This is a genomic window from Sphingomonas aurea, from assembly GCF_030678875.1.
Taxonomy (GTDB): domain Bacteria; phylum Pseudomonadota; class Alphaproteobacteria; order Sphingomonadales; family Sphingomonadaceae; genus Sphingomonas; species Sphingomonas aurea.
In genome coordinates, this window is sequence record NZ_JAUUDS010000004.1 from 31,862 (window position 1) to 55,673 (window position 23,812).

Here is a 23,812-nt window from a genome sequence, read left to right on the forward strand (position 1 = left end):
CGGCCCTGTCCCGGCATGACGTCCATCTCAGATATGGATTGCCTTGCCGTAGGCGCCCAGCACGCTCTCGTGCATCATCTCCGACAGGGTCGGGTGCGCGAAGACGGTCTGCATCAACTCGGCCTCGGTCGTCTCCAGCTGGCGGGCGACGACATAGCCCTGGATCAACTCGGTCACCTCGGCACCGACCATGTGTGCGCCCAGCAGCTCGCCGGTCTTGGCGTCGAACACCGTCTTGATGAAGCCCTCCGCCTCACCCAACGCGATCGCCTTGCCGTTGCCGATGAAGGGGAATTTACCGACCTTCAGCGTGTAGCCGGCCTCCTTCGCCTTGGCCTCGGTCATGCCGACGCTGGCGACCTGCGGGCGTGAATAGGTGCAGCCCGGAATATTGCCCTTGTCCATCGCGTGGGGATGGACATCCTTGTTGCCGGCCGCCTGCGCGATCGCCTCGACCGCGATGACGCCCTCATGGCTGGCCTTGTGCGCCAGCCAGGGTGCACCCGTCACGTCGCCGATCGCCCAGATCCCGTCGACACTGGTGCGTCCGTAGCCGTCGGTCGCGATATGGCCGCGATCGGTCTTCACGCCCAGCGCCTCCAGCCCGATCTCCTCGGTATTGGGAACGATGCCGATCGCGACGATGACATGGCTGTACTCGGTCGTCTCGACCTTGCCGTCCTTGCCCTTGATCGCGGCCTTCACCGAAGCCGCGCCGGGCTCGATCTTCTCGACGCCCGCGCCGGTTAGGATCTTGATTCCCTGCTTGGTCAGCGCCTTGTCCATGAAGGCCGAGACTTCCTCGTCCTCGACCGGCAGGATGCGCGGCAGCATCTCGACGATGGTAACGTCGGCGCCCATGTCGTTGTAGAAGCTGGCGAACTCCACCCCGATCGCGCCCGATCCGATGACCAGCAGCTTGGTCGGCATCTCGGTCGGGACCATCGCGTGGCGATAGGTCCAGACCCGCTTGCCGTCCGCTTTGGCGAACGGCAGGTCGCGGGCGCGCGCGCCGGTTGCGACGATGATGTTCTTGGCCGTCAGCTCAACCGTCTGGTCGCCCTGCTTGACGCTGAGCTTCCCCTTACCAGTGATCGCGCCGACGCCCTCGACGACGGTCACCTTGTTCTTCTTCATCAGGCCCTTGACGCCGGCGTTCAGCTGGCCTGCCACCTTTCGGCTGCGATCCACCACCTTCTGCAGGTCGAACGACGGCTTCTCGCAGCTGAGGCCATAGCTGTCGGCATGGGTCATGTAGTGGTAGATTTCCGACGTGCGCAGCAGCGCCTTGGTCGGGATGCACCCCCAGTTCAGGCAGATACCGCCCAGCCGCTCGCGCTCGACGATCGCGGTCTTCATCCCCAGCTGCGCCGCGCGGATCGCGGCGACATAGCCGCCGGGGCCGGAGCCGAGGATGATGAGGTCGTAAGTGTCAGCCACGGATCGATTTCCTTGCTTTCACCGCCGGTTGCCGGCGTTATTGATCGGATTGCTGGAGGGCGGGCACGCGCCGGGGTTGGCGGTCTTCGCCGATGGCGACGAAGGTGAACTTGGCCTCTGTCACCTTGTAGCTACGGTCGTCGTGGCGGGCGCGGCGCCAGCTTTCGACCTCGATCGTCATTGAGGTCCGGCCGACCCGGGCCAGCTTCGCATAGACCGACACCTCGTCGCCGACCACGACCGGGCGGTGGAAGGTCATCCCCTCCACCGCGATCGTCACCGCGCGGCCATGGCTGTGGCGCGACGCGACCGAGCCCGCGGCCGAATCCATCATGCTCATCAGCCAGCCGCCGAAGATGTCGCCATACGGATTGGTGTCCGCAGGCATCGCGATCACCCGCACCGCGGGCAGCCCCTCGGGCGGCATTTCCTCCGGGTGGAGCATTGCGGCGACCCGACCCGTCAGGCGAGCATGCCGAGCGGCCGCTCGACCAATTCCTTGAACATCTTCATCAGCTCGGCGCCGTCCGCGCCATCGATCGCGCGATGGTCAAAGCTGCCGGTCGCCGACATCACGGTCGCGACGCCCAGCTCGCCATCGACGATGTAGGGCCGCTTCTCGCCCGCTCCGATCGCCAGGATCATGCCCTGGGGCGGGTTGATGACCGCCTCGAACTGCTTGATCCCGAACATGCCCATGTTGCTGATCGAGGCGGTACCGCCTTGGAATTCCTCAGGCTTCAGCTTGTTGTCGCGGGCGCGACCGGCAAGGTCCTTCACCTCGGTCGAGATGACCGACAGCGACTTGGTGTCCGCCTCCTTCACGATCGGGGTGATGAGCCCCGAGGGCGTCGACACCGCGACCGAGATGTCGGCGCGCTTGAAGCTGATGAGCTGGTCGGGCGTGAACATGACGTTGCACTTGGGCACCGCGATCAGCGACACCGCCAGCGCCTTCACCAGCATGTCGTTAACCGACAGCTTGACGCCGCGGCTCTCGAGCGAGTGGTTCAGCTCGCCGCGCAGCTTCAGCAGCGCATCGAGGCGCACGTCCACCGTCAGGTAGATGTGCGGCACCGTCTGCTTCGACTCGGTCAGGCGACGCGCGATCGTCTTGCGCATGTTCGACAGCTTGGTCGCCTCGTGCGGGATGTCCGGCACGGTGGCGGGTTTCGGCGCGGCGGCGGGTGCGGCCGCCTCGGCGGTCGGAGCGGCGGTGGCCTGGGACTGGCCGGCACCCGGCTTGGCACCCTCGACATCGGCCTTGACGATGCGGCCGTTGGGGCCGGACCCGGACACGCCCGAAAGCTCTACGCCCTTGCTGGCGGCGATGCGGCGGGCGAGCGGGCTGGCCTTCACCCGGTCGCCGCCGGCCGCGGCCGCCGGCTTGGGAGAGGCCGTGCCGGCATCGGCGGGACGACCATGATCCTCGGCCTGCTCCACGGTGCGGGCGCCGCCCTGCGCCTCGTTGCCCTTGGCATTGGGGTCGGTCGCGTCGGGCGTACCCTTGAACTGCGGGTCGGCGGGCTGCGGCGTGTCGGCCTTCGCGCCGCCGCCGCTGGTGACGGAGGCCGGGTCTTCACCTTCCTCGGCGAGGATCGCGATCACCGTGCCGACCTTCACATTGTCGCTGCCCTCGGTGACCAGGATCTTGGCGATGACGCCCTCGTCGACCGCCTCGAACTCCATCGTCGCCTTGTCGGTTTCGATCTCGGCCATGATATCGCCCGAGGAGACGGTGTCGCCCTCCTTCACCAGCCACTTGGCGAGCGTTCCCTCCTCCATCGTCGGGGAGAGCGCGGGCATCTTGATCTCGATCGACATGAATGTCCTCAGGCGTTCCGTAAGGGCACACTCCTTTGCCCCCCGCGCCGCATCGGTCAACCCCGGCGGCTTGCACCCGCGCGCGTTGCCCGGCACATCATCCGCGAAAGGGGACGGCCATGCGCATCTATCTCGTCGTGATCGACGACAGTCCTGAGGCGGAGATCGCGCTCCGCTTCGCCGCGCGGCGCGCGGTGAAGACCGGCGGCGGCGTCGAGATCCTCAACCTGCTGCCGCCGCAGGAGTTCATCGCCTTCGGCGGCGTCCAGGCGACGATCGAGGAAGAGGCGATGCAGCACGCGCAGGGTATCGTCGCCAAGGCAGCCGGCGCGCTGTTCGAGGAATCGGGCATTACCCCCGCCATCACCGTCCGCGGCGGGGACGGCCCGAAAGTGGTGCGCGAGACGATCGTGGCCAATCCCGACATCGCCGCGCTGGTGCTGGGCGCGGCGGCGAGCGGCGCACCGGGCGCGCTGGTGACCCACTTCACCGGCGCCGACGCGGGCACACTGACCGTGCCGATCATGATCGTGCCCGGATCGCTGAACGCCGAGCAGATCGACCGGCTGAGCTAGAGCGTTACCGTGTCAGGTGGGATCATCGGCATGTTGAGAGCGCCCCGCCGCGTAGCGGTCGTCCGGAACGCGACGACGGTGGTTCAACCTGGCACGGTGACGCTATAGGCCGATCGACATTCAGCGTAGCAGGCAATGTTTCGTCATCCCCGCGGAGGCGGGGATCCAGAACCTCTTACGTCGCGGCTCTACAAGCAGCCCTATTTCGTCAATCGCCGGATGAAGCCGATCAGCCCGGTCTGGCGCGAGCGGCGCAGGCGTTCGGCGGCGAGGATGGTCTTCACACCGCGGAAACACGCCTGGACGTCGTCGTTGACCAGGACATAGTCGTAACCGTCCCAGTGGCTTACCTCGTTGGCCGCACGCGCCATGCGAGCATCGATCACCGCCTCCGCATCGGTCGCGCGGCGTTCCAGCCGGGCGCGCAGCTCGGTCATCGAGGGCGGGAAGATGAAGACGCGGACGACGTCGCCGCCCGCGATCTGGAACAGCTGCTGCGCGCCCTGCCAGTCGATGTCGAACAGAACGTCCTTGCCCGCCGCCAACAGCTCTTCGACCTGCGCGCGCGGCGTGCCGTAGCGGTTGTCGAAGACGTGCGCCCATTCGAGGAACTCGTCCGCCGCGACCATGCGGCGGAATTCCTCCAGATCGACGAAGTGATAGTCGCGCCCGTCGACCTCGCCATCACGAATCGTGCGGGTGGTCGCCGACACCGACATGGCCAGCTCGGGATCGTCGGCGAGCAGCATCCGCGCGATCGTCGATTTGCCGGCACCCGAGGGCGATGACAGGACGAACAGGACGCCCCGGCGCTTCAGGCCGTGCGGATCGGTCGAGGGATGGTGCGCCATGCGCGCCTTTGGCCGTCCGCACCGGCGGGCGTCAAGCCGGCGCGGACAATTGGCGGATCAGATGGCGGGTGGCACCTGCCGCGCGGCCCGGCGGCGGTCATAGGCCTTCTTGGCGACATAGCCGCCACCCAGCACCATGCCGAGCGGACCCATCCGCCGCAGCCCGCCGCCGATCAGTGCGCCGAGTGCCGCGCCCTTCACCCCGCCAGAGCCGTCGCGACGATCCATCTCGCGGCCGACGAGCGCACCGATAATCTTGCCGATCATTCCACTTCTCCGAAAATGCCGTCCTTCAGTTCGGCCGCGCCCTTCAGCACCGCCCAGCCGACCGCATACGTCACCGCGACGGGCACCACGACCTTCAGGATATTGGCGGCGATCGCACCCTTGATCGCGCCGTCGCCGACGCCGTCGTCGCCACTCATGCTGTCGATCAGGCCACCGATCAGCCCACCCACGGTCGTTGCACTCACGTCGCGATCTCCTTCGCGCGGACAAGCGCGGGAGGCGCGGCGAAGTTCCGGATCAGCGACCGACCATCGCCTCCGGCCGAACGACCCGGTCGAACGTGGCGGCATCGACCAGCCCCAAATCGAGCGCCGCCTGCCTGAGGGTCAGACGTTCGGCATGGGCATGCTTGGCGATCTTCGCGGCATTGTCATAGCCGATCTCGGGCGCGAGCGCGGTGACCAGCATCAGCGAGCGGTCGACCAGCTCGGCGATCCGGTCGCGATCGGCGGTCATCCCGTCCACCGTTCGTTCGGCGAAGCTGGTCATGCCGACGCCGAGCAGGTCGATCGAGCGGAGCACGTTGGCGCCGATCAGGGGCTTGAAGACGTTGAGTTCCAGATGCCCCTGCGCCCCGCCGACGGTAACCGCGACGTTGTTGCCCATCACCTGCGCGGCGACCATCGTCAGCATCTCGCACTGGGTCGGATTGACCTTGCCCGGCATGATCGAGCTGCCGGGCTCGTTGGCGGGCAGTTGCAGCTCGCCCAGGCCCGAGCGGGGGCCGGAGCCGAGCAGGCGGATGTCGTTGGCGATCTTGGTCAGCGCCACCGCCAGTACGTTGAGCGCGCCATGCAGGTCGACCAGCCCGTCATTTGACGCCAGTGCCTCGAATGTGTTGGCGGCGGCGACGAAGGGAAGCCCGGTCAGTGCCGCGATCTCGCGCGCGATATCCTCGGCGAACCCTTCCGGCGCGTTCAGCCCGGTGCCGACCGCGGTGCCGCCCTGCGCCAGCGGCATGATGTTGCGCGCCAGCGTCCCCTCGATCCGGTCGCGAGCGTTGGCGAGCTGTGCGGCATAGCCGGAAAATTCCTGCCCCAGCGTCAGCGGCGTCGCGTCCTGCAGGTGCGTGCGGCCGATCTTGACGATGTCGCTCCACTCGCGCGCCTTGGCGTCGAGTGCGTCATGCAGCCGGTCGAGCGCCGGATAGAGGCTGCGGGTGACCGCCAGTGCGGCGGCGACGTGGAGCGCGGTCGGAAAGCTGTCGTTCGATGACTGGCCGCGGTTGACGTCGTCGTTCGGATGGACCGGCACCTTGCCGCCGCGCGTGCCGGCGAGTGCCTCGTTGGCGATGCCGGCGATCACCTCGTTGGCGTTCATGTTGCTTTGGGTGCCGCTGCCGGTCTGCCAGATGACGAGCGGGAACTGGTCGTCGACCTCGCCCGCGGCGACCCGGGCGGCGGCGGACTCGATCGCGTCGGCCTTGGTGGCGTCCAGTCCATGGCGGCGGTTCACGCGCGCCGCCGCCTGCTTCACCAGCGCCAGCGCGTGGAGGATCCCGATCGGCATCCGCTCCTGCGCACCGAACGGAAAATTCTCGATCGAGCGTTGCGTCTGCGCACCCCAATAGGCGGCGGCGGGGACCTCGATCGGGCCGATCGAGTCGGTTTCGGTACGGGTGTCGGTCATGCGCGAAGAACCGCGCACCCGGATCAGTCGATCCGCTTGCGCAGGAAAAAGCGTGATTCGCCGGGCGGGAAATCGTCGATCCGCCCGATTACCGCATAGCCGAGCTTCTCGTAGAAGCCGCGCGCCTGAAAGCTGAAGGTGTCGAGCCAGACGCCGACACAGCCCAGCCGCCGCGCCTCCTCCTCGGCCATGCGCATCAGCGTGCGGCCATGGCCCTGCCCCTTCAGCGCCGCCGGGACGGCGAGATACTGGACGAACAGCCAGCGGAACCCGGTCACGCCCCAGAGTCCGCCGGTGACCGCGTTATCGTCACCACGCAGCACGATCGCCACGGTGCGACGATCGGTCGGACCGACCATGGCTTCGTTATGAGCGATCAGCGGGGCCAGGATCGCGTCGCGGACGCTGTCGTCGGGGTTGGAGAGGAGTTCGGGAGGCGTCATCGCGTTCCTTCCTGCCAAGGCCGTCATGGGAGTAAATCCCATGACGTCGGCCGCGGCCTTGCCGCGCCGGCCGGCTCCGCGCGTCGCGTTGCGAGCGCCTTGCAGCTACGCTGCGCGGCTCGCTCCCTATTTCTTCCTCTTGAAATCCACGCTGACGACGTTCGACCCGTCCTCGACCGGTTGGGCGATCGGGCCGTCATTCTCGGCCTCGTCATGGATCTCGGGCGTGTCGCCCGGCTCTTCCTGCGCCTGGAAGCGCAGTTCGAAATTGACGGCCGGATCGTGGAAACCGGTGATCGCCGAATAGGGCACCACCAGCTTCGAGGGCACTTGGTTGAAGCTGAGCCCGACCGAGAAGCGCTCCTCGTCGACCAGCAGGTCCCAGTAGCGGTTCTGCAGGACGATCGTCATCTCGTCCGGGAACCGCTCGATCAGCCGCTGCGGGATGTCGACTCCGGCGGCCTGCGTCTTGAAGGTGATGTAGAAATGATGCTCGCCGGGCAGGCCGCCCGCCTCCGCGACCTGGCCGAGCACGCGGCCCACCACGGCGCGCAGCGCCTCCTGCACGATCTCGTCGTACGGTATCAGACTGTCGGGCAGGCCATCGCTCATGCCCCTTGGGTAGGCGCGCCGCCCCGCCAGCGTCAAGATTGCATGCTGTGCCGCCTTCGCTATGGACCACCGCCATGCGCACCGCCACCATCGCCCGCGACACCAGCGAGACGAAGATCGCCGTCACCGTCAACCTCGACGGCACCGGCGCCTATGACATCGAGACCGGGGTCGGCTTTTTCGACCATATGCTCGAGCAGCTGTCGCGCCACTCGCTGATCGACCTGCATGTCCGGACCAAGGGCGACCTGCACATCGACCAGCACCACACGGTCGAGGATACCGGCATCGCGATCGGCGAGGCGGTGGCCAAGGCGCTCGGCGACAAGCGCGGCATCCGCCGTTACGGCGACGCGCTGTCGCCGATGGACGAGACGCTGACCCGCGTCGCGCTCGACATATCGGGGCGGCCTTGGCTGGTCTGGAAGACCGAGTTCTCGCAGAAGCGGCTGGGCGAGATGGATACCGAGATGTTCCAGCACTGGTTCCACAGCTTCGCGCAGGCCGCCGGCATCACGCTCCACGTCGAGACGCTGCACGGCGAGAACAACCACCACATCGCCGAGAGCGCGTTCAAGGGGCTGGCCCGCGCGCTGCGCATCGCGGTGGAGATCGACCCGCGCAAGGCGGACGCGATCCCCTCGACCAAGGGGGTGTTGTGAGGGACGGACCGCGCCGATGACCCTCGCCCTGATCGATTATGGCGCGGGGAACCTCCATTCGGTGGAGAATGCCCTGCGTGCGGCGGGCTGCAACGACCTGACCGTCACCGCCGATCCGGACGTGGTCGCGAACGCGGACCGGATCGTCCTGCCCGGCGTCGGTGCATTCGGCGCCTGCGCCGCCGCGTTGCGCGGGGTCGACGGGATGGTCGAGGCGATGGACCTGCGCGTCCGGCAGCAGGGCAAGCCGTTCCTGGGCGTCTGCGTCGGCATGCAACTGATGGCGGACACCGGCGAGGAGATGGGGACGCACGGCGGCCTCGGCTGGATCGCAGGCCGCGTCCGACGGCTGGAGCCGGGCACGATGGACGCCAAGGTGCCGCACATGGGCTGGAACGACGTCGTCCCCGCCCGCCCCCACCCGCTGATCGAGGCGGGCGAGGCGTATTTCCTCCACAGCTTCGCCTTCGAGGGCGCAGATATCCTCGCCACCACCGACCATGCCGGCCCGGTCACCGCCGCGATCGGCCGCGACACGATGTTCGGCGTCCAGTTCCACCCCGAGAAGAGCCAGAATTACGGGCTCGCCCTGCTAGAAAGGTTCCTCGCATGGGCTCCTTGATCGTCTTCCCCGCCATCGATCTGAAGCGAGGCCAGGTCGTGCGGCTGGCCGAGGGCGATATGGACCGTGCCACCGTCTATGGCGACGATCCCGCCGCACAGGCGATGCTGTTCTCGGATGCGGGGGCGCAACACCTCCATGTCGTCGACCTCGACGGCGCGTTCGCGGGCGAGAGCGTCAATGGCGACGCGGTAAAGGCGATCGTCGAGCGCTTCCCCGGTCATGTCCAACTGGGCGGTGGCATCCGCACGCCTGCGGCGGTGGAGGCGTGGTTCGACCTGGGTGTCGCCCGCGTCGTCATCGGCACCGCCGCGCTGGAGCAGCCGCAGTTCGTCCGCGACATGGCCGCTGCCTATCCGGGCGGCATCGTCGTCGCGGTCGACGCGCGCGACGGCATGGTCGCGACCAAGGGCTGGGCCGATGTGTCGACCACCAGCGCCACCGACCTCGCCCGTCGGTTCGAGGATGCGGGCGTCGCCGCGCTGCTGTTCACCGATGTCGGCCGCGACGGCCTGCTGAAGGGCTGCAACGTCGAGGCGACGGTCGACCTCGCCCGCGCCGTGTCGATCCCGGTGATCGCCAGCGGCGGGGTCGCCGGCATTTCCGACATCCACGTCCTCGCGCTCCATGCCCGCGACGGGGTGGAAGGGGTCATCACCGGCCGGGCGCTCTATGACGGCCGGCTCGATCTCGCCGCCGCACTGGCTGTCGCGGAGGCCGCGTGACCGTTCGCGCCCGCGTCATCCCCTGCCTCGATGTCGCTGGCGGTCGCGTCGTCAAGGGGGTGAACTTCGTCGAGCTGCGCGATGCCGGCGATCCGGTCGAGCAGGCGCGCGCCTATGACGCCGCCGGGGCGGACGAGCTGTGCTTCCTCGATATCACCGCCAGCCACGAGGATCGCGGCACGATCCTGGACGTGGTCCGCCGCACCGCGGCGGTGTGCTTCATGCCGCTGACCGTCGGCGGCGGCGTACGTACCGCGGAGGACGCCCGCGCGCTGCTGCTGGCCGGCGCCGACAAGGTCGCGGTCAACTCCGCCGCGGTCAGCCGGCCCGAGGTCGTCGCGGACATCGCCGAGCGCTTCGGCAGCCAGTGCTGCGTCGCCAGCGTCGACGCGCGCCGCACCGGTGATGGCTGGGAGGTCTTCACCCATGGCGGCCGCCGCCCGACCGGGATCGACGCGGTCGCCCATGCGCTGCGCCTCGCCGAACTGGGCGCGGGCGAGCTGCTGGTCACCTCGATGGACCGTGACGGCACCCGCAGCGGCTATGATCTCGACCTGATCCGCGCGATCGCCGACCGTACCAGCGTGCCCGTCGTCGCCTCGGGCGGGGTCGGCGGGCTGGATGACCTGGTCGCCGGGATCGTTCAGGGGCATGCCAGCGCGGTGCTCGCCGCCTCGATCTTCCATTTCGGCGAGGCGTCGGTCGCCGACGCCCACCGCGCGCTGGCCGCCGCCGGCGTGCCGGTCCGCAGCCACTGACGGAGGTTCCGATGGACGCACTCGACCGGCTCGACGCCACGATCCGCGATCGGCGCGGGGCTGATCCCGCCTCGAGCTACGTCGCCAGCCTGTTCGCCAAGGGTCGTCCCCGCATCGCGCAGAAGCTGGGCGAGGAGGCCACCGAGACGGTGATCGCCGCCCTTACCCAGCCGGACACGCTGGCGTCCGAGGCCGCGGACCTGCTGTTCCACCTGCTCGTTCTTCTCGCCGATGCGGGCCTGTCGCTGGACGACGTGCGCGCCGAACTGGCACGGCGCGAGGGCGTGTCGGGCCATGACGAGAAGGCCGGCCGAACCCGGAAATAGGAGCCGCTGATGCCGATCGACGCCACCCAGCCCTATAACGACACCAACATCTTCGCGCGCATCCTGCGTGGCGAGATCCCGTCGCAGCGCGTCTACGAGGATGAATGGGCAGTCGCCTTCCACGACATCGCCCCGCAGGCGCCCGTGCATATCCTGGTGATCCCGCGCGGCGCCTATGCCTCGTGGGACGATTTCAGCGCGCGGGCGAGCGCGGACGAGATCGCCGGCTTCGTCCGCGCGGTCGGCCATGTCGCGCGCGAGCACGGGCTGGTCGCGCCCGGATACCGCCTGCTCGCCAATGTCGGCGCGCATGGCGGGCAGGAGGTCGCGCACCTGCACGTCCACCTGTTCGGCGGTGCGCCGCTCGGCCCGATGCTGTCGCGCTGAAGGCGTACCGGCGCAGGAAAACATTGCGCCATGCAGATTTCCGATTAGGCTCGCCCGCTTGAACTGAACGACGAGGCGGGCCGGTTGGGTCCGCCCTCTCCCCGGGGGGATGTGAGTAGATGATTTTCGGGCGTGTTAAGTCCCTGGACGCCATATTGGCGACTGCCGAGAAGCGCGGCCTGCACCGCTCGCTCGGCGCGTTCCAGCTCACCATGCTGGGCGTCGGCGCCGTTATCGGCACTGGTATCTTCGTGCTGACGTCGGAGGCCGCGCAGAAGGCGGGGCCGGGCATGATGCTGTCCTTCTGCATCGCCGGCTTCGTCTGCGCGGTCGCCGCGCTCTGCTATTCGGAGCTGGCGTCGATGGTGCCGGTCGCAGGATCGGCCTATACCTATACCTATGCGGTGATGGGCGAGCTGCTGGCCTGGATGGTCGGCTGGGCGCTGATCCTGGAATATGCGGTCGGCGCCAGCGCGGTCGCGGTCGGCTGGTCCGGCTATGTCGTCGGGCAGATGCGCAACCTGCTGGGCATCGACATACCGGTCGAGTGGGTCAACGGCCCGTCGTCGGGCGGGTACGTCAATATCCCCGCGGTCATCATCTCGCTGCTCGTCACCTGGCTGCTGGTGATCGGCACGACCGAGAGCGCACGGGTCAACGCGATTCTAGTCGCGATCAAGGTGGCCGCGCTGACCCTGTTCGTCGCCCTGTCGGTGCCGGTGATGAACGGCGCCAACTTCACGCCCTTCATGCCGACCGGGCTGACCGGCGTCGCGGGAGCCGCAGCGTCGATCTTCTTCGCCTATGTCGGCTTCGACGCGGTGTCGACCGCGGCGGAGGAGACCAAGAACCCGCAGCGCAACGTGCCGATCGGCCTGATCGCGTCGCTGCTGTTCTGCACCGTCTTCTACCTGCTGGTGTCGGCGGGTGCGATCGGGTCGCCGCTCGGCGCGCAGCCGGTCCGCGACGCCGCGGGCGTGGTGCTGTCGCCGGGCACGCCGGAGCTGGCCGATCGCTGCCGCGCGATCGTCGCCGGCGGCGCGCTGGAGCCGCTGTCCTGCTCGCGCGAGGCGTTGGCCCATGTCCTGCGCGTGATCGGTTGGGAGAAGATCGGCAACCTGATCGGCTTGGCCGCGACGCTGGCGCTGCCTTCGGTCGTGCTGATGATGATGTTCGGCCAGACCCGCGTCTTCTTCACCATGGCGCGCGACGGGCTGCTGCCCGACAAGCTCGCCTCGGTCCATCCGAAGTACAGGACGCCGCACGTCGTCACGATCGTGACCGGCATCGCCGCGACGCTCGCCGCCGCCTTCCTGCCGGTCGGCAAGCTGGCGGACTACTCCAACTCGGGCACGCTGTTCGCATTCTTCATGGTCGCGCTGTCGGTGATGGTGCTGCGCAAGTCGGATCCGGCCCGCAAGCGTCCGTTCCGCACGCCGGCGGTATGGATCGTCGCGCCGCTGGCGATGGCAGGATGTGCGTACCTCTATTTCTCGCTGCCGCTGGTGGCGATCCTCGTGCTGCCGGGCTGGGGCGCGGTCGGATTGGTGATCTATTTCGCCTATAGCCGCAGCCGCAGCCATGTCGGTCGCGGATACGAGCCGGAGCTGCCCGAGCCGGCGATGCAGCCCGAGATCGCCCGACCGCTGGAGCCCTGAGGCTCCGGCCCGGCACGAAAAAGGGGCCGCGGGAGCATCCTCCCGCGGCCCCTTTCTTTATGCACAGACGCGGTGTCAGCCGAGCCGTTCGGTCGCCAGCGCCCTCAGGTCGACCTGCGGCCGGGCGCCGAAATGGCTGATGATCTCTGCGGCGCACAGCGCCCCCAGCTTCAGCGATGCTTCCAGATCATACCCCTGCGCCTGGCCGTGGAGGAAACCGGCCGCGAAGAGGTCGCCCGCGCCCGTCGTATCGACCACCTGCGCAACCGGCGCCGCCGGCACCGTCACCCGCTCTCCGCCGCGGATCGCACAGGCGCCCTTCTCGGCGAGCGTCACCACCAGTGTCTCGACCTTGTCCTGCAATGCGGCGATCGCCGCCTCGACGTCGCTCGTCTCGGTCAGCGACATCATCTCCGCCTCGTTGGCGAAGATCAGGTCGATCATGCCGGCATCGATCAGCGCGTGGAAATCGGCACGATGGCGGTCGATCACGAACTCGGCCGACAGGGTAAAGGCGACCTTGCGCCGCGCCTCGCGCGCGACCTCGATCGCGGCACGCATTGCGGCGCGCGGCTCCTCCGGATCCCAGAGATACCCTTCGATATAGAGGTAGGCGGCGTCGGCGATCAGGTCACGGTCGAGCGCGGCGGCAGGCAGATAGTGCGACGCGCCGAGGAAGGTGTTCATCGTCCGCTGGCCGTCTGGCGTCACGAAGATCAGGCAGCGCCCGGTCGTCGGTGCACCGGCGCGAACCGCGGTGTCATAGCGGACGCCGGCGGCGCGGATGTCGTGGGCGAACACCTGCCCCAGCTGGTCGTCGGCGACCTGGCCGATAAAGGCGGCCCGCCCGCCCAGCGCGGCGATGCCGGCCAGCGTGTTGGCGGCCGACCCGCCCGACACCTCGCGGCCGGGGCCCATCTTGGCATAGAGCGCGTCCGCCGCCTCGGGCGAGAAGACGAGCTGCATCGCCCCCTTGGTCATGCCCTGTTCGGTGAGGAAGGCGTCGTCGGACTGGGCGAGGATGTCGACGATCGCGTTGCCGATGGCGACGACGTCGTAGGCGGGGCTGGTCAAGTTACGGCGCTCCGGGAAGAAGGAAGCCGCCGCGATAGAGGCGCCGCCCGGCGCACGCAATGTTGACGGCGCCCGAGCCGCCCGCCATCCCGCTGTCGATGCTGCGCTATCTGTTCCTGTCGATCGGCCAGCTAGGGGACCGGGCGGTGCTGGCCGTATTGGCCAAGTCGCTGGCGCTGACGCTCGCGCTGTTCGCGGTGCTGGGTGCCGGACTGTGGTGGCTGATCCAGGCGTTGACCGGGAAATGGCTGGGAGACGGTGCTGCTCCTTTTGTCGGTTTTCTCGTGATCTTGGTAGTGATCGCATCGATGTGGCTGCTGTTCCGCGCCGTAGCTGTCGCCTCGGTGGGGCTCTTCGCGGACGAGATCGTCGTAGCTGTCGAACGAAAGCATTATGCCGCCGCCTTGGAGCGGGCGAGATCCCTGCCCTTTCATCAGGCCGCCAGCCTGGCGGTCCGCTCGGCGGTACGGGTGATCGCGGTCAACCTGCTGCTATTGCCCATCTACGTCATGCTGCTGCTGTTCGGGGTCGGCACGGGTATCGCCTTCCTTCTCGTCAATGGCTGGCTGCTCGGCCGCGACCTGGGCGACATGGTCGCGGTGCGCCACCTCGACGGCAAGGGCGTGAAGCGGTCGCGCGGCGAGACGGCGGGGCAGCGCTTCCTGCTCGGTCTGGGTGCCACGGTGCTGCTGACCATTCCCATCGTGAACCTCGTCGCACCGCTGCTCGGCGCGGCGATGGCGACCCACCTCTTCCATGCGAGACGATCGTGAAGCCCATCCGCTACGCCCTGCTGCTGCCACTTGCGCTCGCCGCCTGCGCCACGCCCGTGCCGCGCGTGCAGCAGAACGTCGCGCCGCCGCCGGTCACCTATTCCAAGATCGGGCTGGAGCGGGTGATCGGGCAGGATGCGAAGGGCCTCCTCCAGCTGTTCGGCCAGCCCGACGCCGATGTGCGCGAGGGGACGGCGCGCAAGCTGCAGTTCGGCAGCAACATCTGCGTGCTGGACGCCTATCTCTACCCCGAGCGCAGCGGCGCCGAGCCGCGCGTGACCTATCTCGACGCACGCGAGCCGGACGGCAGCGCCATCGACCGGGCGAGTTGCGTCGCCGCCCTCACCCGTCGCGACGGCGGGCGCTGATCCGGGCCATCGCCCAGCCCGCGGCGTCGCGCACCGCCTCGTCGGCATCGTCGGTCAGCGTCGCCAGCTGGGGGAGCAGCGCCGCGCCACCATTGTTGCCGGCAGCGATACAGGCGTTGCGGACCATCCGGTCGCGCCCGATCCGCTTGATCGGCGAGCCGGCGAACACCTGCCGGAACTCCGCATCGTCGAGCGCGAGCAGATCGGTCAGCTCGGGCGCGGCCAGTTCGGCCCGCGATACGAAGGCGCGATTGGCGGCGGCGGCGGCAGCGAACTTGTTCCACGGACACACCGCCAGACAGTCGTCGCAGCCATAAAGGCGATTGCCGATCGCCTCGCGAAACTCGGCCGGGATGGGGCCGCGATGCTCGATCGTCAGATATGAGATGCAGCGCCGGGCATCGAGGCGGTATGGTGCCGGAAATGCATCGGTCGGGCAGGCGCGCTGACATGCATCGCACCGGCCGCAGCGATCGACGCCGCCGCTGTCGGGATCGAGGTCGAGCGTGGTGTAGATCGCGCCCAGGAACAGCCAGCTGCCATGGTCGCGGCTGACCAGGTTGGTGTGCTTGCCCTGCCAGCCGATGCCCGCCGCCTCGGCCAGCGGCTTCTCCATGACCGGCGCGGTGTCGACGAAGACCTTCAGGTCGCAACCCGCCTCCTGCACCAGCCAGCGGCCGAGCGCCTTCAGCGCGCGCTTGACGACGTCGTGATAGTCGGCCCCCTGCGCGTAGACGGAGATGCGCCCGACCCCGTCCGCATCGGCCAGCGCCAGTGGATCGGCGGCCGGCGCATAGCTCATCCCCAGCGACACGACGCTGCGCACCGCCGGCCACAGCCCCGCCGGCGCGTGGCGGTGATGGGCGCGCTCCTCCATCCAGATCATGTCGCCGTGGCAGCCCTCCGCCAGCCACTGGTGCAGCCGCGCACCCGCCCGTGGCGCCGCGTCGGCGCGTGCGATCCCGCACGCCGAGAAGCCCAGCTCGGCAGCCTTCTGCTTGATGCGGTGTTCCAGCTTGTCGGGCGGCACATCCTCCCGCTACCACGATGTTTCGGCGGGAGGAACGATTTGACGGACGCATGGGCGGTGACCGCCGAGGGACTGGTGAAGCGGTTCGAGGGCCGGCGCGTCGTCGACGGGGTGGACCTGGCGGTGCCGGGCGGCGCGATCTACGGCGTGCTCGGCCCCAACGGCGCGGGCAAGACGACGACGCTGCGCATGCTGCTGGGCATCATCGAGCCGGACGAGGGCCGGCGCACCCTGCTCGGCCAGAGCCAGCCGCGTGACGCCGGCGACCGGGTCGGCTATCTGCCCGAGGAACGCGGCCTCTACCCCGCGATGAAGGCGCGCGAGGCCATCGCATTCATGGGCGCGCTGCGCGGCCTGCCCTGGCGAGAAGGGCGCAAGCGGGCGGCGACGCTGCTGGAACAGGCGGGGCTGGGCCATGCGGTCGACGAGAAGGTACGCAAACTGTCCAAGGGGATGGCGCAGCTGGTCCAGCTGCTCGGCTCCGTCGTCCACCAGCCCGACCTGATCGTCCTCGACGAGCCGTTCTCGGGCCTCGACCCGGTCAATCAGGAGAAGCTGGAGGCGCTGATCGTCGCCGAGCGGGATCGCGGCGCCACCATCCTGTTCTCCACCCATGTCATGGCCCATGCCGAGCGGCTGTGCGACCGGCTGGCGATCATCGCCGGCGGCAAGCGGCGGTTCGAGGGGACGGTGGACGACGCCCGTGCCACCCTGCCCGCACAGGTCCATTACCTGCCGCACGCCGCCGATCCGGCCATCGCCGCGCTGCTGCCGCACGACGCGGTGCCGGAGGGGAATGGCTGGCGCTTCACCCTGCCCAGGGACGGGATCGAGCCGTTGCTGACCCCACTGATCCAGGCCGGCCACGGTATCGCCGGGCTGACGATCGAGCGGCCGACCCTGCACGAGGCGTTCGTGCGTGTCGTCGGCGCGGTCGAGGCGGCGCGCCAGCAGCAGGAGGTCCGGGCATGACCCGCTTCCGTCGCACCCTGCGCCAGACGATGACCATCGCGCGCCGCGACTTCGTCGCCACCGTCTTCACGCCGATCTTCCTCCTGTTCCTGTTCGCGCCGATCTTCATGGGATCGTTCGGCGCGATCGGCGGACTGGGCGCGGCGAGCATGAGCGACGGAGCGGCCGACAAGTCGCGGATCGTCGCGATCGTCGCGCCCGACCGGGCGCAGGCGATGATCCGCGAGGATGCGCGCCTGCGCCGCCTGTTCAAGCGTGACGAGCGCCCCTCCACCCTCTCCATCGTCGCACCCGCGGGTGACCCTGCAGCGCAGGCGCGCGCGGCGATGGCGGACCGGGCCTATGACATCGACGGTGTCCTTTACGGCCCGCTCGCCAAACCGACGATCCTGGTGCCGCCGCTCAGCCGCTTCACCGGCAATTATCTCGAGGCGCTGGCGCAGGCGACGATCGCGGCGGAACAGCCCGGCGCGGTCACCGTCACCGCCACCCGGGTGACGACGACACGCGAGCGGACCTCGATCGGCGGGCAGCATCAGTCGGGTTTCCTGGCGGTATTCGGCGTATTCTTCCTGACCCTGTTCCTGGCGGGACAGGTCGTCGGAACGATGGCCGAGGAACGCAACAACAAGGTCATCGAGGTGCTCGCCGCAGCAGTGCCGCTGGAGGCGGTGTTCTTCGGCAAGCTGATCGGCATGTTCGGGGTCGCGGTCCTGTTCGTCGGCTTCTGGGGCACGGTGCTGGGACAGTTGACCACGCTGCTGCCGCCGAGCGCCGCGGCGGCGTTCGGCGACCTGACGCCGGCGGTCGGTGTGCCGACCTTCGCGCTGCTGTTCGCGGCCTATTTCTCCATGGCCTATCTGCTGCTCGGCTCGGTGTTCCTGGGGGTCGGCGCGCAGGCATCGACGATGCGCGAGATCCAGATGCTGTCGCTGCCGATCACGCTGGTGCAGGTGGGCATGTTCGCGCTCGCCTCCGCCGCGGCGCGGCTGCCCGGCAGTTGGGTCGCGACGCTGGCGGAGGTGTTCCCGCTGTCGTCGCCGTTCGCGATGGCAGGGCGCGCGGCCAACTCGCCGGAGGTCTGGCCGCATCTGCTGGCGCTGGCGTGGCAGGCGCAGTGGGTGACGATCTTCATCACCGTCGGCGCGCGGCTGTTCCGGCGCGGGGTACTGCAATCGGGCAGCGCGCGGCCCTTCTGGCGGCGGCACAAGGGATAGCGCGCGGGCGGTCGGCTCCCCATATCGGTGCGATGAGCACGACCCCCGATCGCCGCGGCTTCCTGAGCCTAGCTGCCCTGTCCACCGCCGCCGCCGCGCTGTTCGGCTGTCGCAATGCCGCCGAGGCGGCGGAACGCTTCCCGGTCACGATGAGTGACGCGGAATGGCGAAGGAAGCTGGGCCCGGCCGCTTACGAGGTGCTGCGCCATGAGGACACCGAGCGGCCGTTCAGCAGCCCGCTGAACGACGAGCACCGGGCCGGTACCTTCGCCTGCAAGGGCTGCGCGCAGCCGCTGTTCGCGTCGAAGACCAAGTTCGACAGCGGCACCGGCTGGCCCAGCTTCTGGGCACCGTTGTCGAACGCGGTGGGTACGCGCAGCGACCGGTCGATGCTGATGAGCCGGGTCGAGGTGCACTGCGACCGCTGCGGCGGGCATCTGGGTCATGTCTTCGACGACGGCCCGCGCCCGACCGGCAAGCGCTATTGCATGAACGGGGTGGCGATGACGTTCCGGGCGGCGTGATCCGCCCACCCGTCTCCGCCGTCATGCCGGGCTCGTCCCGGCATCCACGGTGCCGCGAACACCTCGGCGGTAACCTGTGCGGAGCGGTGGATGCCGGGACGAGCCCGGCATGACGGGTTTGGCGATCAGCCCGCGAGCGGCTCGGCCGGAACGGTGCCGGCGAACTGCACCGGCGGCGCCGGCTCATGATCGGCGTAGATGAAGCCCTTGGTTGGATAGCTCGACGTGCCGAGATCGTGGTTGGGGCCGTACCACACCTTCACCCGGCTCCAGTCGCCCGCTTCCGATACGTCGACTGCGCGGACGTCCGTCTCGACGCCGCCGCGGCGTGACCAGTTGGCATGGGTCAGCAGCACCTCGCGATCGTTGACCACCTGCGACACCATCGCGACATGGCCGACCCGCATCCGGCCGGTCGCCTCGAACGCCAGCACGGCGCCAGCGCGCGGCGTGTGGCCGCGGTCGTAGCGACCCTCGGCTTGGCCCCACCAGGTATTGGCATTGCCATGGATCTCGATGCCCGAGATCTGGCGGGCATAGGGAGCGCACTGCCAAAACTGGGCGGCGGCGGGTGCGGCAGTCATCAGGATGCAGGTCGAAACCAGCGCAAGACGCGCTGCCAAAACTCGGATCATGCTTGCAGACCCCCCGGTCTCTAACGGTGTGAGGGTCGGCTACGGAGATAATTCCAGATAGGAAAGCGGCGCGGGAACCTTTTCGGATGAAGCGTGTTACCGCGCCGATGACCTGACCGGGCGGGCCGTCAGAGCGCTCCCGAAGCGCCCTTCCAGCCCATGATCCGGTCCACCGTCGTCGCGGTGACGGCGTGATAGCCGGGCCGCGCCTTCGTGTAGATTCGCGTCGCCAGCGCCCGGCCCCAGTCGCCCTGCCCCCATAGCTGCTCGAACAGCGGCGCCACGAACTTGCGCCGACCCTGCGCGGTCAGGAACTGCTCGGCCGAAGCGGCGGCGGGCGGGTAGCGATTAGCGAGCGTCAGCGACAGCCAGACGAAGCGGATCTCGGCATTGCCGGTCTGCGACCAGCCGAAGCGGCGGTCGAGCGCGGCCAGCCGCTCCTCGGGCAGCTGGCGCGGCAGCTGGGTGATGAAGCGGACATATTCCTGCGTCGTCACGTCGCCGGGCACCGCCGACACCGGACCGCCTGCCGCATATGCCTTCGCCGCCGCGTCGATCGCCGGGAAGGCGTCGGAGCGGACATGGACGGCATTGGCCGGTATGCCCGGCTGATAGACCCAGGTGTCGACGCCGATCTTCTCCGCCTCGCCCGGCTTCAGCAGGTTGGCGCGCAGGTCCTTCAGGAAACCGGCACTGGTCTGCGGCTGGAAGGCGTGGCGGTCGAAATAGCCGCGCAGATACGCGTCCCAGCGCGCGCGGCCGACGACGCTCTCGATCGTGCGCAGGAAGGTCGCACCCTTGTCATAGGCGATCTGCGTCATCCCGTCGTCGGGGTCGCGGGTCGCGGGCAGGTCGAGGTGCAGCTTGGTGTCGGGCGAGGTCGGACCGCCGGCAGCGGCGACCGCGGCCTGCATATCGGTCCAGGCCAGGTCCGCCTCCATCGCCGCGCGGCGAGGGCCGTACAGCTTCTCCATGATGCGGTTCTCGAAATAGCTGGTGAAGCCCTCGTTCAGCCAGAAATCGTCCCAGGTCGCGTTGGTGACGAGATTGCCCGACCAGCTGTGCGCCAGCTCGTGCGCGATCAGGCTGACGAGGCTGCGGTCGCCGGCGATCGCCGTCGGCGTGGCGAAGGTCAGCGTCGGGTTCTCCATACCGCCGAATGGAAAGGACGGCGGCAGGACCAGCACGTCGTAGCGGCCCCAGCGATAGGGGCCATAGAGCGACTCGGCCGCGGCGACGAACTTCTCCAACTCGCCGAACTCATAGGCCGCCTTGTCGAGCATCGCCGGCTCGGTCCAGATGCCGGTGCGCTTGCCGGTCGAGCGGAACTTCAGGTCGCCGACCGCCAGCGCGATCAGATAGGGGGCGACCGGCTTGTCCATGCGATAGGCGAAGGTGCAGGCGGTCGCGGTGCAGCGCCGCTCGCCCACCGCCAGCCCACTCATCACCGCGGTCAGCGGGCGCGGCACGGTGATCGTCGCGTCCCAGGTCTGGCGGATACCGGGCGAGTCCTGCGTCGGGATCCAGCTGCGGTTGAGGATCGCCTCGCCCTGGCTGAACAGATAGGGCTGGGTCTTGCCCGCGGTCTGCGCCGGATCGAGCCATTGCAGCGCCTTGGCACCCGGCCGGGTGGCATAGGCGATGCGGACGCGGCGGGCATCGCCGACATCGATCGTCAGCGGCGCGCCATGCGCGGCATCGGCCACCGTGCCGACCGTATAGCGCAGCGCCCGCCCGCTCGCGTCGGTGACGCCGGTGATGTCGAGCCCGTTGTCGTCGAGGATCAGCCGCCCGCCCTGGCCCTGCACGTCGAGCGTGGCGGTGCCGCGCAGCAGCTTCGCGGCGAAGTCGGCGGTCAGCGCCAGCGAGACATGGGTCACCCGCAGGTCGAGCGGCGCGGCATAGCTGTGGACGTCGCGCGCATCGGGTGCGGTCAGCACCGGCGCGACCATCGGCGCGGGCGCGGCGGCAACGAGGAACAACGACAGGACGGGCGGCAGAAAGGCGCGCATGGCATACTCCGGTTGGTGCCGCCGTCTTATCGGCATCGCACGCCCGCGCCCATAGCGATGATGCGCGGGCGCACCGGCTTGCGATCCGGCCCGATCCACCGTACCCAGTGTTCAAATCATCAGGAGAGCGCCCGTGGATACCAGCAGCCTGTTTCGCCTCGACGGCCGTGTCGCGCTCGTCACCGGGGGTAGTCGCGGGATCGGCCGGATGATCGCGGCGGGCTTCGTCGCGCAGGGCGCGCGGGTCTATGTCTCGTCGCGCAAGGCGGCAGCGTGCGATGAGACGGCAGCGGAGCTGGGGCCGAACTGCATCGCCCTGCCCGCCGACGTTTCGACCGTCGAGGGCTGTCGCGCGCTGGCGGCGGCGCTGGCCGAGCGGGAGGAACGGCTCGACATCCTGGTCAACAATGCCGGCGCCGCCTGGGGCGTACCGTTCACCGAGTTTCCGGAGAGCGGCTGGGACAAGGTGATGGACCTGAACGTAAAGTCGCCCTTCTTCCTGACCCAGGCGCTCCACCCGCTGCTGAAGGCGGCGGGCGGGCGCGAGCGGCCGGCAAAGGTCGTCAACATCACCTCGATCGACGGCATGCGGCTGAACGGGTGGGAGACGTACAGCTATCAGGCGTCCAAGGCCGCGCTGATCCAGCTGACCAAGCGACTGGCCGCGCGGCTGGTGCACGACGGCATCAACGTCACCTCGATCGCGCCGGGCGCCTTTGCCAGCGACATGAACAAGGCCGCGCGCGATCACGGCGATACGGTGGCACGCGGCATCCCCGCCGGGCGGATCGGCGAGGCGGAAGACATGGCGGGCGCGGCGATCTACCTCGCCAGCCGCGCGGGCGATTATGTGATCGGCGAGACGATCACGGTCGACGGCGGGCTCGTCCATGCGTCGCTGGGAACGTCGATCGACGCGTGATGCGGGGGCGGAAGGTCACGAAAGTCACACGGTCGCGCGGTGCGTGCGGAATGGTGCAGGATAGCGATCATGAGGAATAGCGCGGGCTCGGGGTGCAGTATCAGGTTTGAGGCTCTGTAGGACAGCGGGGTTGCAGTGCTATCACGGTCGATATCGCCCAGTGGCGAACAGTCCTTATCCCGTGACATCCTAGGAGTGGAGAAGGGCGTGCCATGAAACCTATGACTGCGCTGCTTCTTTGTGTTCTTGCGCTTCCCAGCAGTCCGTTGGGTGCCGCTCCCCCTATGCCGGACGAGCCAATGGACGTCCGCATCCGTCGATTGGCCGGATTACCTGCCTCAAGCGCTGAGGGGCAAGTACGGATCCTCGATGTGGGCCACCACCCGTCAGATGCGATGGTCAGTATCGTCGCCAGACATACTCAGAAGGGGTGGGCAGTTTCCTACGCGTGCGCGGAATCGCCCTATTGTGCTGTCGATGCCGATCACGACGCACGGTCCTACACCTTATCCCCGCCCGACAGTGATCAGGTCGATGGGATATTAAAGGATCTCAGCGCGGGAACACAGGCGGACGGGGTCCCACCGTCGCCGGCTTTCATCGGCGGATATGCGCTGGTGTCGATCGATTACAATGGGTTTAAACGCGATTATCGACGGGGCTCATCTTGGGGCGAGGCGCTCGGCAAGCTCAGGTCCTTGCTGTCACCACCTGAACGTTAGTCACCTCAGTGTGTCTAATGGCTGCTTTCCATTACCTCTCGACATCCCGGGTCAAGGCCGGGGTGACGGCGTTACGGCAGTCGTTGCGAGGCGGTTACCCTCACCGCCGCTCGAACAATTTCCACACGCGGGGATGGCTGGTCGGCTGCGGCTTGCCGTCGAGGCGGACGGCGCGGACGATCGGGATCGGGCGCAGGATCATCTGGCCCTTCATCGCGTCCATGCCGCCGCCGGACGGCATGGCGAGGATGCGTTTGACCGTCTCCATGCCGGCGACGACGTGGCCGAAGGCGGCGTAGCCCGGATAGCCCGGCCGGGCGTCCATCTGGGGCGTGGGGCCGACGGTCAGGACGAAATTGCCGCCCGCGGAATCGGGGCTGTCGCCGCGCGCCATCGAGATCGTCGCGTCGAGGTGGCGGATGCCGGTCTTCGTCGTGGGTTCGAGCGGGAAGCTGGGGAGGATGCGTTTGGCGTCCTGGCGGATGCCGCCCTGAATGAAGCCGCGCTTTGGGTCCGCCTTGCTGCGCGCGGCGCGGTAGAAGACGGTGCCGTCGAAGCGGCCGTCATCGACATAGGCGAGGAAATTGGCGCTTGTCTTCGGCGCGCGCCGCATGTCGAGCGCGACCATGATCGGGCCGAGCCCGGTGTCGAGGCGGACCCGGACTATGCCCGGGCGTGGGCCGGTCTGGCGGCCGGGCGCTTGCGCTGTCGCGGGGCAGATGGCGACAAGGGCGAGCAGGAGAGAAAAGCGCTTCAAGATCAC

Annotated in this window: 29 protein-coding genes; 15 read left to right on the plus strand and 14 right to left on the minus strand. The window is 68.6% G+C overall.

Going from position 1 to position 23,812, the window contains the following annotated elements; all coding sequences use genetic code 11:
• Window positions 1–27: 27 nt before the first annotated feature.
• The 3 genes from lpdA to Q5H91_RS09675 are packed head-to-tail and all read right to left on the minus strand — an operon-like array spanning window position 28 to window position 3,264.
• Entirely contained in the window at window positions 28–1,440 is a 1,413-nt protein-coding gene (gene lpdA, locus Q5H91_RS09665; RefSeq protein ID WP_305173189.1) for a dihydrolipoyl dehydrogenase, read from the minus strand.
• A gap of 37 nt (window positions 1,441–1,477) precedes the next feature.
• Entirely contained in the window at window positions 1,478–1,885 is a 408-nt protein-coding gene (locus Q5H91_RS09670; protein WP_305173190.1) for an acyl-CoA thioesterase, read from the minus strand.
• A gap of 17 nt (window positions 1,886–1,902) precedes the next feature.
• Complete coding sequence (locus tag Q5H91_RS09675) at window positions 1,903–3,264, minus strand: pyruvate dehydrogenase complex dihydrolipoamide acetyltransferase (RefSeq protein WP_305173191.1); 1,362 nt, start codon at window positions 3,262–3,264, stop codon at window positions 1,903–1,905.
• A 119-nt stretch (window positions 3,265–3,383) separates the two neighbouring features.
• On the opposite strand from Q5H91_RS09675, the gene Q5H91_RS09680 reads away from it, so the two are divergent.
• The gene (locus Q5H91_RS09680; RefSeq protein ID WP_305173192.1) at window positions 3,384–3,839 is read left to right on the plus strand and encodes a universal stress protein; all 456 of its coding nucleotides are present in this window, start codon (window positions 3,384–3,386) and stop codon (window positions 3,837–3,839) included.
• Between the two features lie 200 nt (window positions 3,840–4,039).
• Here the strand turns inward: Q5H91_RS09680 and gmk are convergent, their stop codons facing one another.
• From gmk to Q5H91_RS09710, 6 genes are all read right to left on the minus strand, one after another.
• Window positions 4,040–4,690 carry a guanylate kinase gene (gene gmk / locus Q5H91_RS09685; RefSeq protein ID WP_305173193.1) on the minus strand — a complete coding sequence of 217 codons (651 nt, stop codon included), beginning with the start codon at window positions 4,688–4,690 and terminating at the stop codon, window positions 4,040–4,042.
• A 57-nt stretch (window positions 4,691–4,747) separates the two neighbouring features.
• Window positions 4,748–4,957 (minus strand): hypothetical protein, encoded by a 210-nt coding sequence (locus Q5H91_RS09690; protein WP_305173194.1) that lies wholly within the window; start codon window positions 4,955–4,957, stop codon window positions 4,748–4,750.
• A complete protein-coding gene (locus tag Q5H91_RS09695; RefSeq protein ID WP_305173195.1) occupies window positions 4,954–5,163 on the minus strand; it encodes a hypothetical protein in 210 nt (69 codons plus the stop codon). The genes Q5H91_RS09690 and Q5H91_RS09695 overlap by 4 nt, the downstream gene beginning before the upstream one ends.
• A 52-nt stretch (window positions 5,164–5,215) precedes the next feature.
• On the minus strand, window positions 5,216–6,607 hold the full coding sequence (gene fumC, locus Q5H91_RS09700) for a class II fumarate hydratase (protein ID WP_305173196.1): 1,392 nt from the start codon (window positions 6,605–6,607) through the stop codon (window positions 5,216–5,218).
• Between the two features lie 23 nt (window positions 6,608–6,630).
• On the minus strand, window positions 6,631–7,050 hold the full coding sequence (locus Q5H91_RS09705; protein ID WP_305173197.1) for a GNAT family N-acetyltransferase: 420 nt from the start codon (window positions 7,048–7,050) through the stop codon (window positions 6,631–6,633).
• Between the two features lie 126 nt (window positions 7,051–7,176).
• Window positions 7,177–7,662 (minus strand): SspB family protein, encoded by a 486-nt coding sequence (locus Q5H91_RS09710; RefSeq protein ID WP_305173198.1) that lies wholly within the window; start codon window positions 7,660–7,662, stop codon window positions 7,177–7,179.
• 74 nt (window positions 7,663–7,736) lie between these two features.
• On the opposite strand from Q5H91_RS09710, the gene hisB reads away from it, so the two are divergent.
• The 7 genes from hisB (at window position 7,737) to Q5H91_RS09745 (ending at window position 12,800) form a co-directional block, all read left to right on the plus strand.
• Window positions 7,737–8,324 (plus strand): imidazoleglycerol-phosphate dehydratase HisB, encoded by a 588-nt coding sequence (gene hisB, locus Q5H91_RS09715; protein WP_305173199.1) that lies wholly within the window; start codon window positions 7,737–7,739, stop codon window positions 8,322–8,324.
• A gap of 16 nt (window positions 8,325–8,340) precedes the next feature.
• Window positions 8,341–8,946, plus strand: coding sequence for an imidazole glycerol phosphate synthase subunit HisH (hisH, locus tag Q5H91_RS09720; RefSeq protein WP_305173200.1), 606 nt, complete (start codon window positions 8,341–8,343; stop codon window positions 8,944–8,946).
• Window positions 8,934–9,671 carry a 1-(5-phosphoribosyl)-5-[(5-phosphoribosylamino)methylideneamino]imidazole-4-carboxamide isomerase gene (gene hisA, locus Q5H91_RS09725; protein ID WP_305173201.1) on the plus strand — a complete coding sequence of 246 codons (738 nt, stop codon included), beginning with the start codon at window positions 8,934–8,936 and terminating at the stop codon, window positions 9,669–9,671. The genes hisH and hisA overlap by 13 nt, the downstream gene beginning before the upstream one ends.
• Complete coding sequence (hisF, locus tag Q5H91_RS09730) at window positions 9,668–10,429, plus strand: imidazole glycerol phosphate synthase subunit HisF (protein ID WP_305173202.1); 762 nt, start codon at window positions 9,668–9,670, stop codon at window positions 10,427–10,429. Before hisA ends, hisF begins: the two co-directional genes overlap by 4 nt.
• An 11-nt stretch (window positions 10,430–10,440) precedes the next feature.
• Window positions 10,441–10,755, plus strand: coding sequence for a phosphoribosyl-ATP diphosphatase (locus Q5H91_RS09735; RefSeq protein WP_305173203.1), 315 nt, complete (start codon window positions 10,441–10,443; stop codon window positions 10,753–10,755).
• A 9-nt stretch (window positions 10,756–10,764) separates the two neighbouring features.
• Window positions 10,765–11,142, plus strand: a complete 378-nt coding sequence (locus Q5H91_RS09740) for a histidine triad nucleotide-binding protein (RefSeq protein WP_305173204.1) — start codon at window positions 10,765–10,767, stop codon at window positions 11,140–11,142.
• Between the two features lie 119 nt (window positions 11,143–11,261).
• Window positions 11,262–12,800, plus strand: a complete 1,539-nt coding sequence (locus Q5H91_RS09745) for an amino acid permease (RefSeq protein ID WP_305173205.1) — start codon at window positions 11,262–11,264, stop codon at window positions 12,798–12,800.
• Window positions 12,801–12,875: 75 nt separating this feature from the next.
• Here Q5H91_RS09745 and Q5H91_RS09750 read toward each other — a convergent pair whose 3' ends face one another.
• On the minus strand, window positions 12,876–13,874 hold the full coding sequence (locus Q5H91_RS09750; RefSeq protein ID WP_305173206.1) for an adenosine kinase: 999 nt from the start codon (window positions 13,872–13,874) through the stop codon (window positions 12,876–12,878).
• Between the two features lie 59 nt (window positions 13,875–13,933).
• Between Q5H91_RS09750 and Q5H91_RS09755 the strand changes: the two genes are divergently transcribed.
• Both Q5H91_RS09755 and Q5H91_RS09760 read left to right on the plus strand, forming a co-directional pair.
• On the plus strand, window positions 13,934–14,647 hold the full coding sequence (locus Q5H91_RS09755) for an EI24 domain-containing protein (RefSeq protein WP_305173207.1): 714 nt from the start codon (window positions 13,934–13,936) through the stop codon (window positions 14,645–14,647).
• A complete protein-coding gene (locus Q5H91_RS09760; RefSeq protein WP_305173208.1) occupies window positions 14,644–15,015 on the plus strand; it encodes a hypothetical protein in 372 nt (123 codons plus the stop codon). The genes Q5H91_RS09755 and Q5H91_RS09760 overlap by 4 nt, the downstream gene beginning before the upstream one ends.
• On the opposite strand, the gene queG is transcribed toward Q5H91_RS09760, so the two are convergent.
• Entirely contained in the window at window positions 14,990–16,045 is a 1,056-nt protein-coding gene (queG, locus tag Q5H91_RS09765) for a tRNA epoxyqueuosine(34) reductase QueG (protein ID WP_305173209.1), read from the minus strand. The two genes, Q5H91_RS09760 and queG, sit on opposite strands and share 26 nt — an antisense overlap.
• A 39-nt stretch (window positions 16,046–16,084) precedes the next feature.
• Between queG and Q5H91_RS09770 the strand changes: the two genes are divergently transcribed.
• The 3 genes from Q5H91_RS09770 to msrB are packed head-to-tail and all read left to right on the plus strand — an operon-like array spanning window position 16,085 to window position 18,758.
• Window positions 16,085–17,017, plus strand: coding sequence for an ABC transporter ATP-binding protein (locus Q5H91_RS09770; RefSeq protein ID WP_305173210.1), 933 nt, complete (start codon window positions 16,085–16,087; stop codon window positions 17,015–17,017).
• Window positions 17,014–18,234: an ABC transporter permease gene (locus Q5H91_RS09775; RefSeq protein WP_305173211.1), complete on the plus strand. Its 1,221-nt coding sequence runs from the start codon at window positions 17,014–17,016 to the stop codon at window positions 18,232–18,234. The genes Q5H91_RS09770 and Q5H91_RS09775 overlap by 4 nt, the downstream gene beginning before the upstream one ends.
• A 32-nt stretch (window positions 18,235–18,266) precedes the next feature.
• Window positions 18,267–18,758 carry a peptide-methionine (R)-S-oxide reductase MsrB gene (gene msrB, locus Q5H91_RS09780; RefSeq protein WP_305173212.1) on the plus strand — a complete coding sequence of 164 codons (492 nt, stop codon included), beginning with the start codon at window positions 18,267–18,269 and terminating at the stop codon, window positions 18,756–18,758.
• Window positions 18,759–18,883: 125 nt separating this feature from the next.
• Here msrB and Q5H91_RS09785 read toward each other — a convergent pair whose 3' ends face one another.
• Window positions 18,884–19,342, minus strand: a complete 459-nt coding sequence (locus Q5H91_RS09785) for a CHAP domain-containing protein (RefSeq protein ID WP_305173213.1) — start codon at window positions 19,340–19,342, stop codon at window positions 18,884–18,886.
• Between the two features lie 179 nt (window positions 19,343–19,521).
• Complete coding sequence (locus tag Q5H91_RS09790) at window positions 19,522–21,405, minus strand: M1 family metallopeptidase (RefSeq protein ID WP_305173214.1); 1,884 nt, start codon at window positions 21,403–21,405, stop codon at window positions 19,522–19,524.
• Between the two features lie 133 nt (window positions 21,406–21,538).
• Here Q5H91_RS09790 and Q5H91_RS09795 point away from each other — a divergent pair, with 133 nt between their 5' ends.
• A complete protein-coding gene (locus Q5H91_RS09795) occupies window positions 21,539–22,327 on the plus strand; it encodes an SDR family oxidoreductase (RefSeq protein WP_305173215.1) in 789 nt (262 codons plus the stop codon).
• 299 nt (window positions 22,328–22,626) lie between these two features.
• The gene (locus Q5H91_RS09800; RefSeq protein WP_305173216.1) at window positions 22,627–23,049 is read left to right on the plus strand and encodes a hypothetical protein; all 423 of its coding nucleotides are present in this window, start codon (window positions 22,627–22,629) and stop codon (window positions 23,047–23,049) included.
• 100 nt (window positions 23,050–23,149) lie between these two features.
• On the opposite strand, the gene Q5H91_RS09805 is transcribed toward Q5H91_RS09800, so the two are convergent.
• A complete protein-coding gene (locus tag Q5H91_RS09805) occupies window positions 23,150–23,806 on the minus strand; it encodes a peptidylprolyl isomerase (protein WP_305173217.1) in 657 nt (218 codons plus the stop codon).
• Between the last annotated feature and the right edge of the window lie 6 nt (window positions 23,807–23,812).

What these genes read in the sequence shown, in the direction of transcription:
- Q5H91_RS09670 (WP_305173190.1), bottom strand. Translation starts at nt 1,885, where the DNA reads ATGCTCCACCCGGAGGAAATGCCGCCCGAGGGGCTGCCCGCGGTGCGG.
- Q5H91_RS09675 (WP_305173191.1), bottom strand. Translation starts at nt 3,264, where the DNA reads ATGTCGATCGAGATCAAGATGCCCGCGCTCTCCCCGACGATGGAGGAG.
- Q5H91_RS09680 (WP_305173192.1), top strand. Translation starts at nt 3,384, where the DNA reads ATGCGCATCTATCTCGTCGTGATCGACGACAGTCCTGAGGCGGAGATC.
- gmk (WP_305173193.1), bottom strand. Translation starts at nt 4,690, where the DNA reads ATGGCGCACCATCCCTCGACCGATCCGCACGGCCTGAAGCGCCGGGGC.
- Q5H91_RS09690 (WP_305173194.1), bottom strand. Translation starts at nt 4,957, where the DNA reads ATGATCGGCAAGATTATCGGTGCGCTCGTCGGCCGCGAGATGGATCGT.
- fumC (WP_305173196.1), bottom strand. Translation starts at nt 6,607, where the DNA reads ATGACCGACACCCGTACCGAAACCGACTCGATCGGCCCGATCGAGGTC.
- Q5H91_RS09705 (WP_305173197.1), bottom strand. Translation starts at nt 7,050, where the DNA reads ATGACGCCTCCCGAACTCCTCTCCAACCCCGACGACAGCGTCCGCGAC.
- Q5H91_RS09710 (WP_305173198.1), bottom strand. Translation starts at nt 7,662, where the DNA reads ATGAGCGATGGCCTGCCCGACAGTCTGATACCGTACGACGAGATCGTG.
- hisB (WP_305173199.1), top strand. Translation starts at nt 7,737, where the DNA reads ATGCGCACCGCCACCATCGCCCGCGACACCAGCGAGACGAAGATCGCC.
- hisH (WP_305173200.1), top strand. Translation starts at nt 8,341, where the DNA reads ATGACCCTCGCCCTGATCGATTATGGCGCGGGGAACCTCCATTCGGTG.
- hisA (WP_305173201.1), top strand. Translation starts at nt 8,934, where the DNA reads ATGGGCTCCTTGATCGTCTTCCCCGCCATCGATCTGAAGCGAGGCCAG.
- Q5H91_RS09735 (WP_305173203.1), top strand. Translation starts at nt 10,441, where the DNA reads ATGGACGCACTCGACCGGCTCGACGCCACGATCCGCGATCGGCGCGGG.
- Q5H91_RS09740 (WP_305173204.1), top strand. Translation starts at nt 10,765, where the DNA reads ATGCCGATCGACGCCACCCAGCCCTATAACGACACCAACATCTTCGCG.
- Q5H91_RS09745 (WP_305173205.1), top strand. Translation starts at nt 11,262, where the DNA reads ATGATTTTCGGGCGTGTTAAGTCCCTGGACGCCATATTGGCGACTGCC.
- Q5H91_RS09755 (WP_305173207.1), top strand. Translation starts at nt 13,934, where the DNA reads ATGTTGACGGCGCCCGAGCCGCCCGCCATCCCGCTGTCGATGCTGCGC.
- Q5H91_RS09775 (WP_305173211.1), top strand. Translation starts at nt 17,014, where the DNA reads ATGACCCGCTTCCGTCGCACCCTGCGCCAGACGATGACCATCGCGCGC.
- msrB (WP_305173212.1), top strand. Translation starts at nt 18,267, where the DNA reads ATGAGCACGACCCCCGATCGCCGCGGCTTCCTGAGCCTAGCTGCCCTG.
- Q5H91_RS09785 (WP_305173213.1), bottom strand. Translation starts at nt 19,342, where the DNA reads ATGACTGCCGCACCCGCCGCCGCCCAGTTTTGGCAGTGCGCTCCCTAT.
- Q5H91_RS09790 (WP_305173214.1), bottom strand. Translation starts at nt 21,405, where the DNA reads ATGCGCGCCTTTCTGCCGCCCGTCCTGTCGTTGTTCCTCGTTGCCGCC.
- Q5H91_RS09800 (WP_305173216.1), top strand. Translation starts at nt 22,627, where the DNA reads ATGGACGTCCGCATCCGTCGATTGGCCGGATTACCTGCCTCAAGCGCT.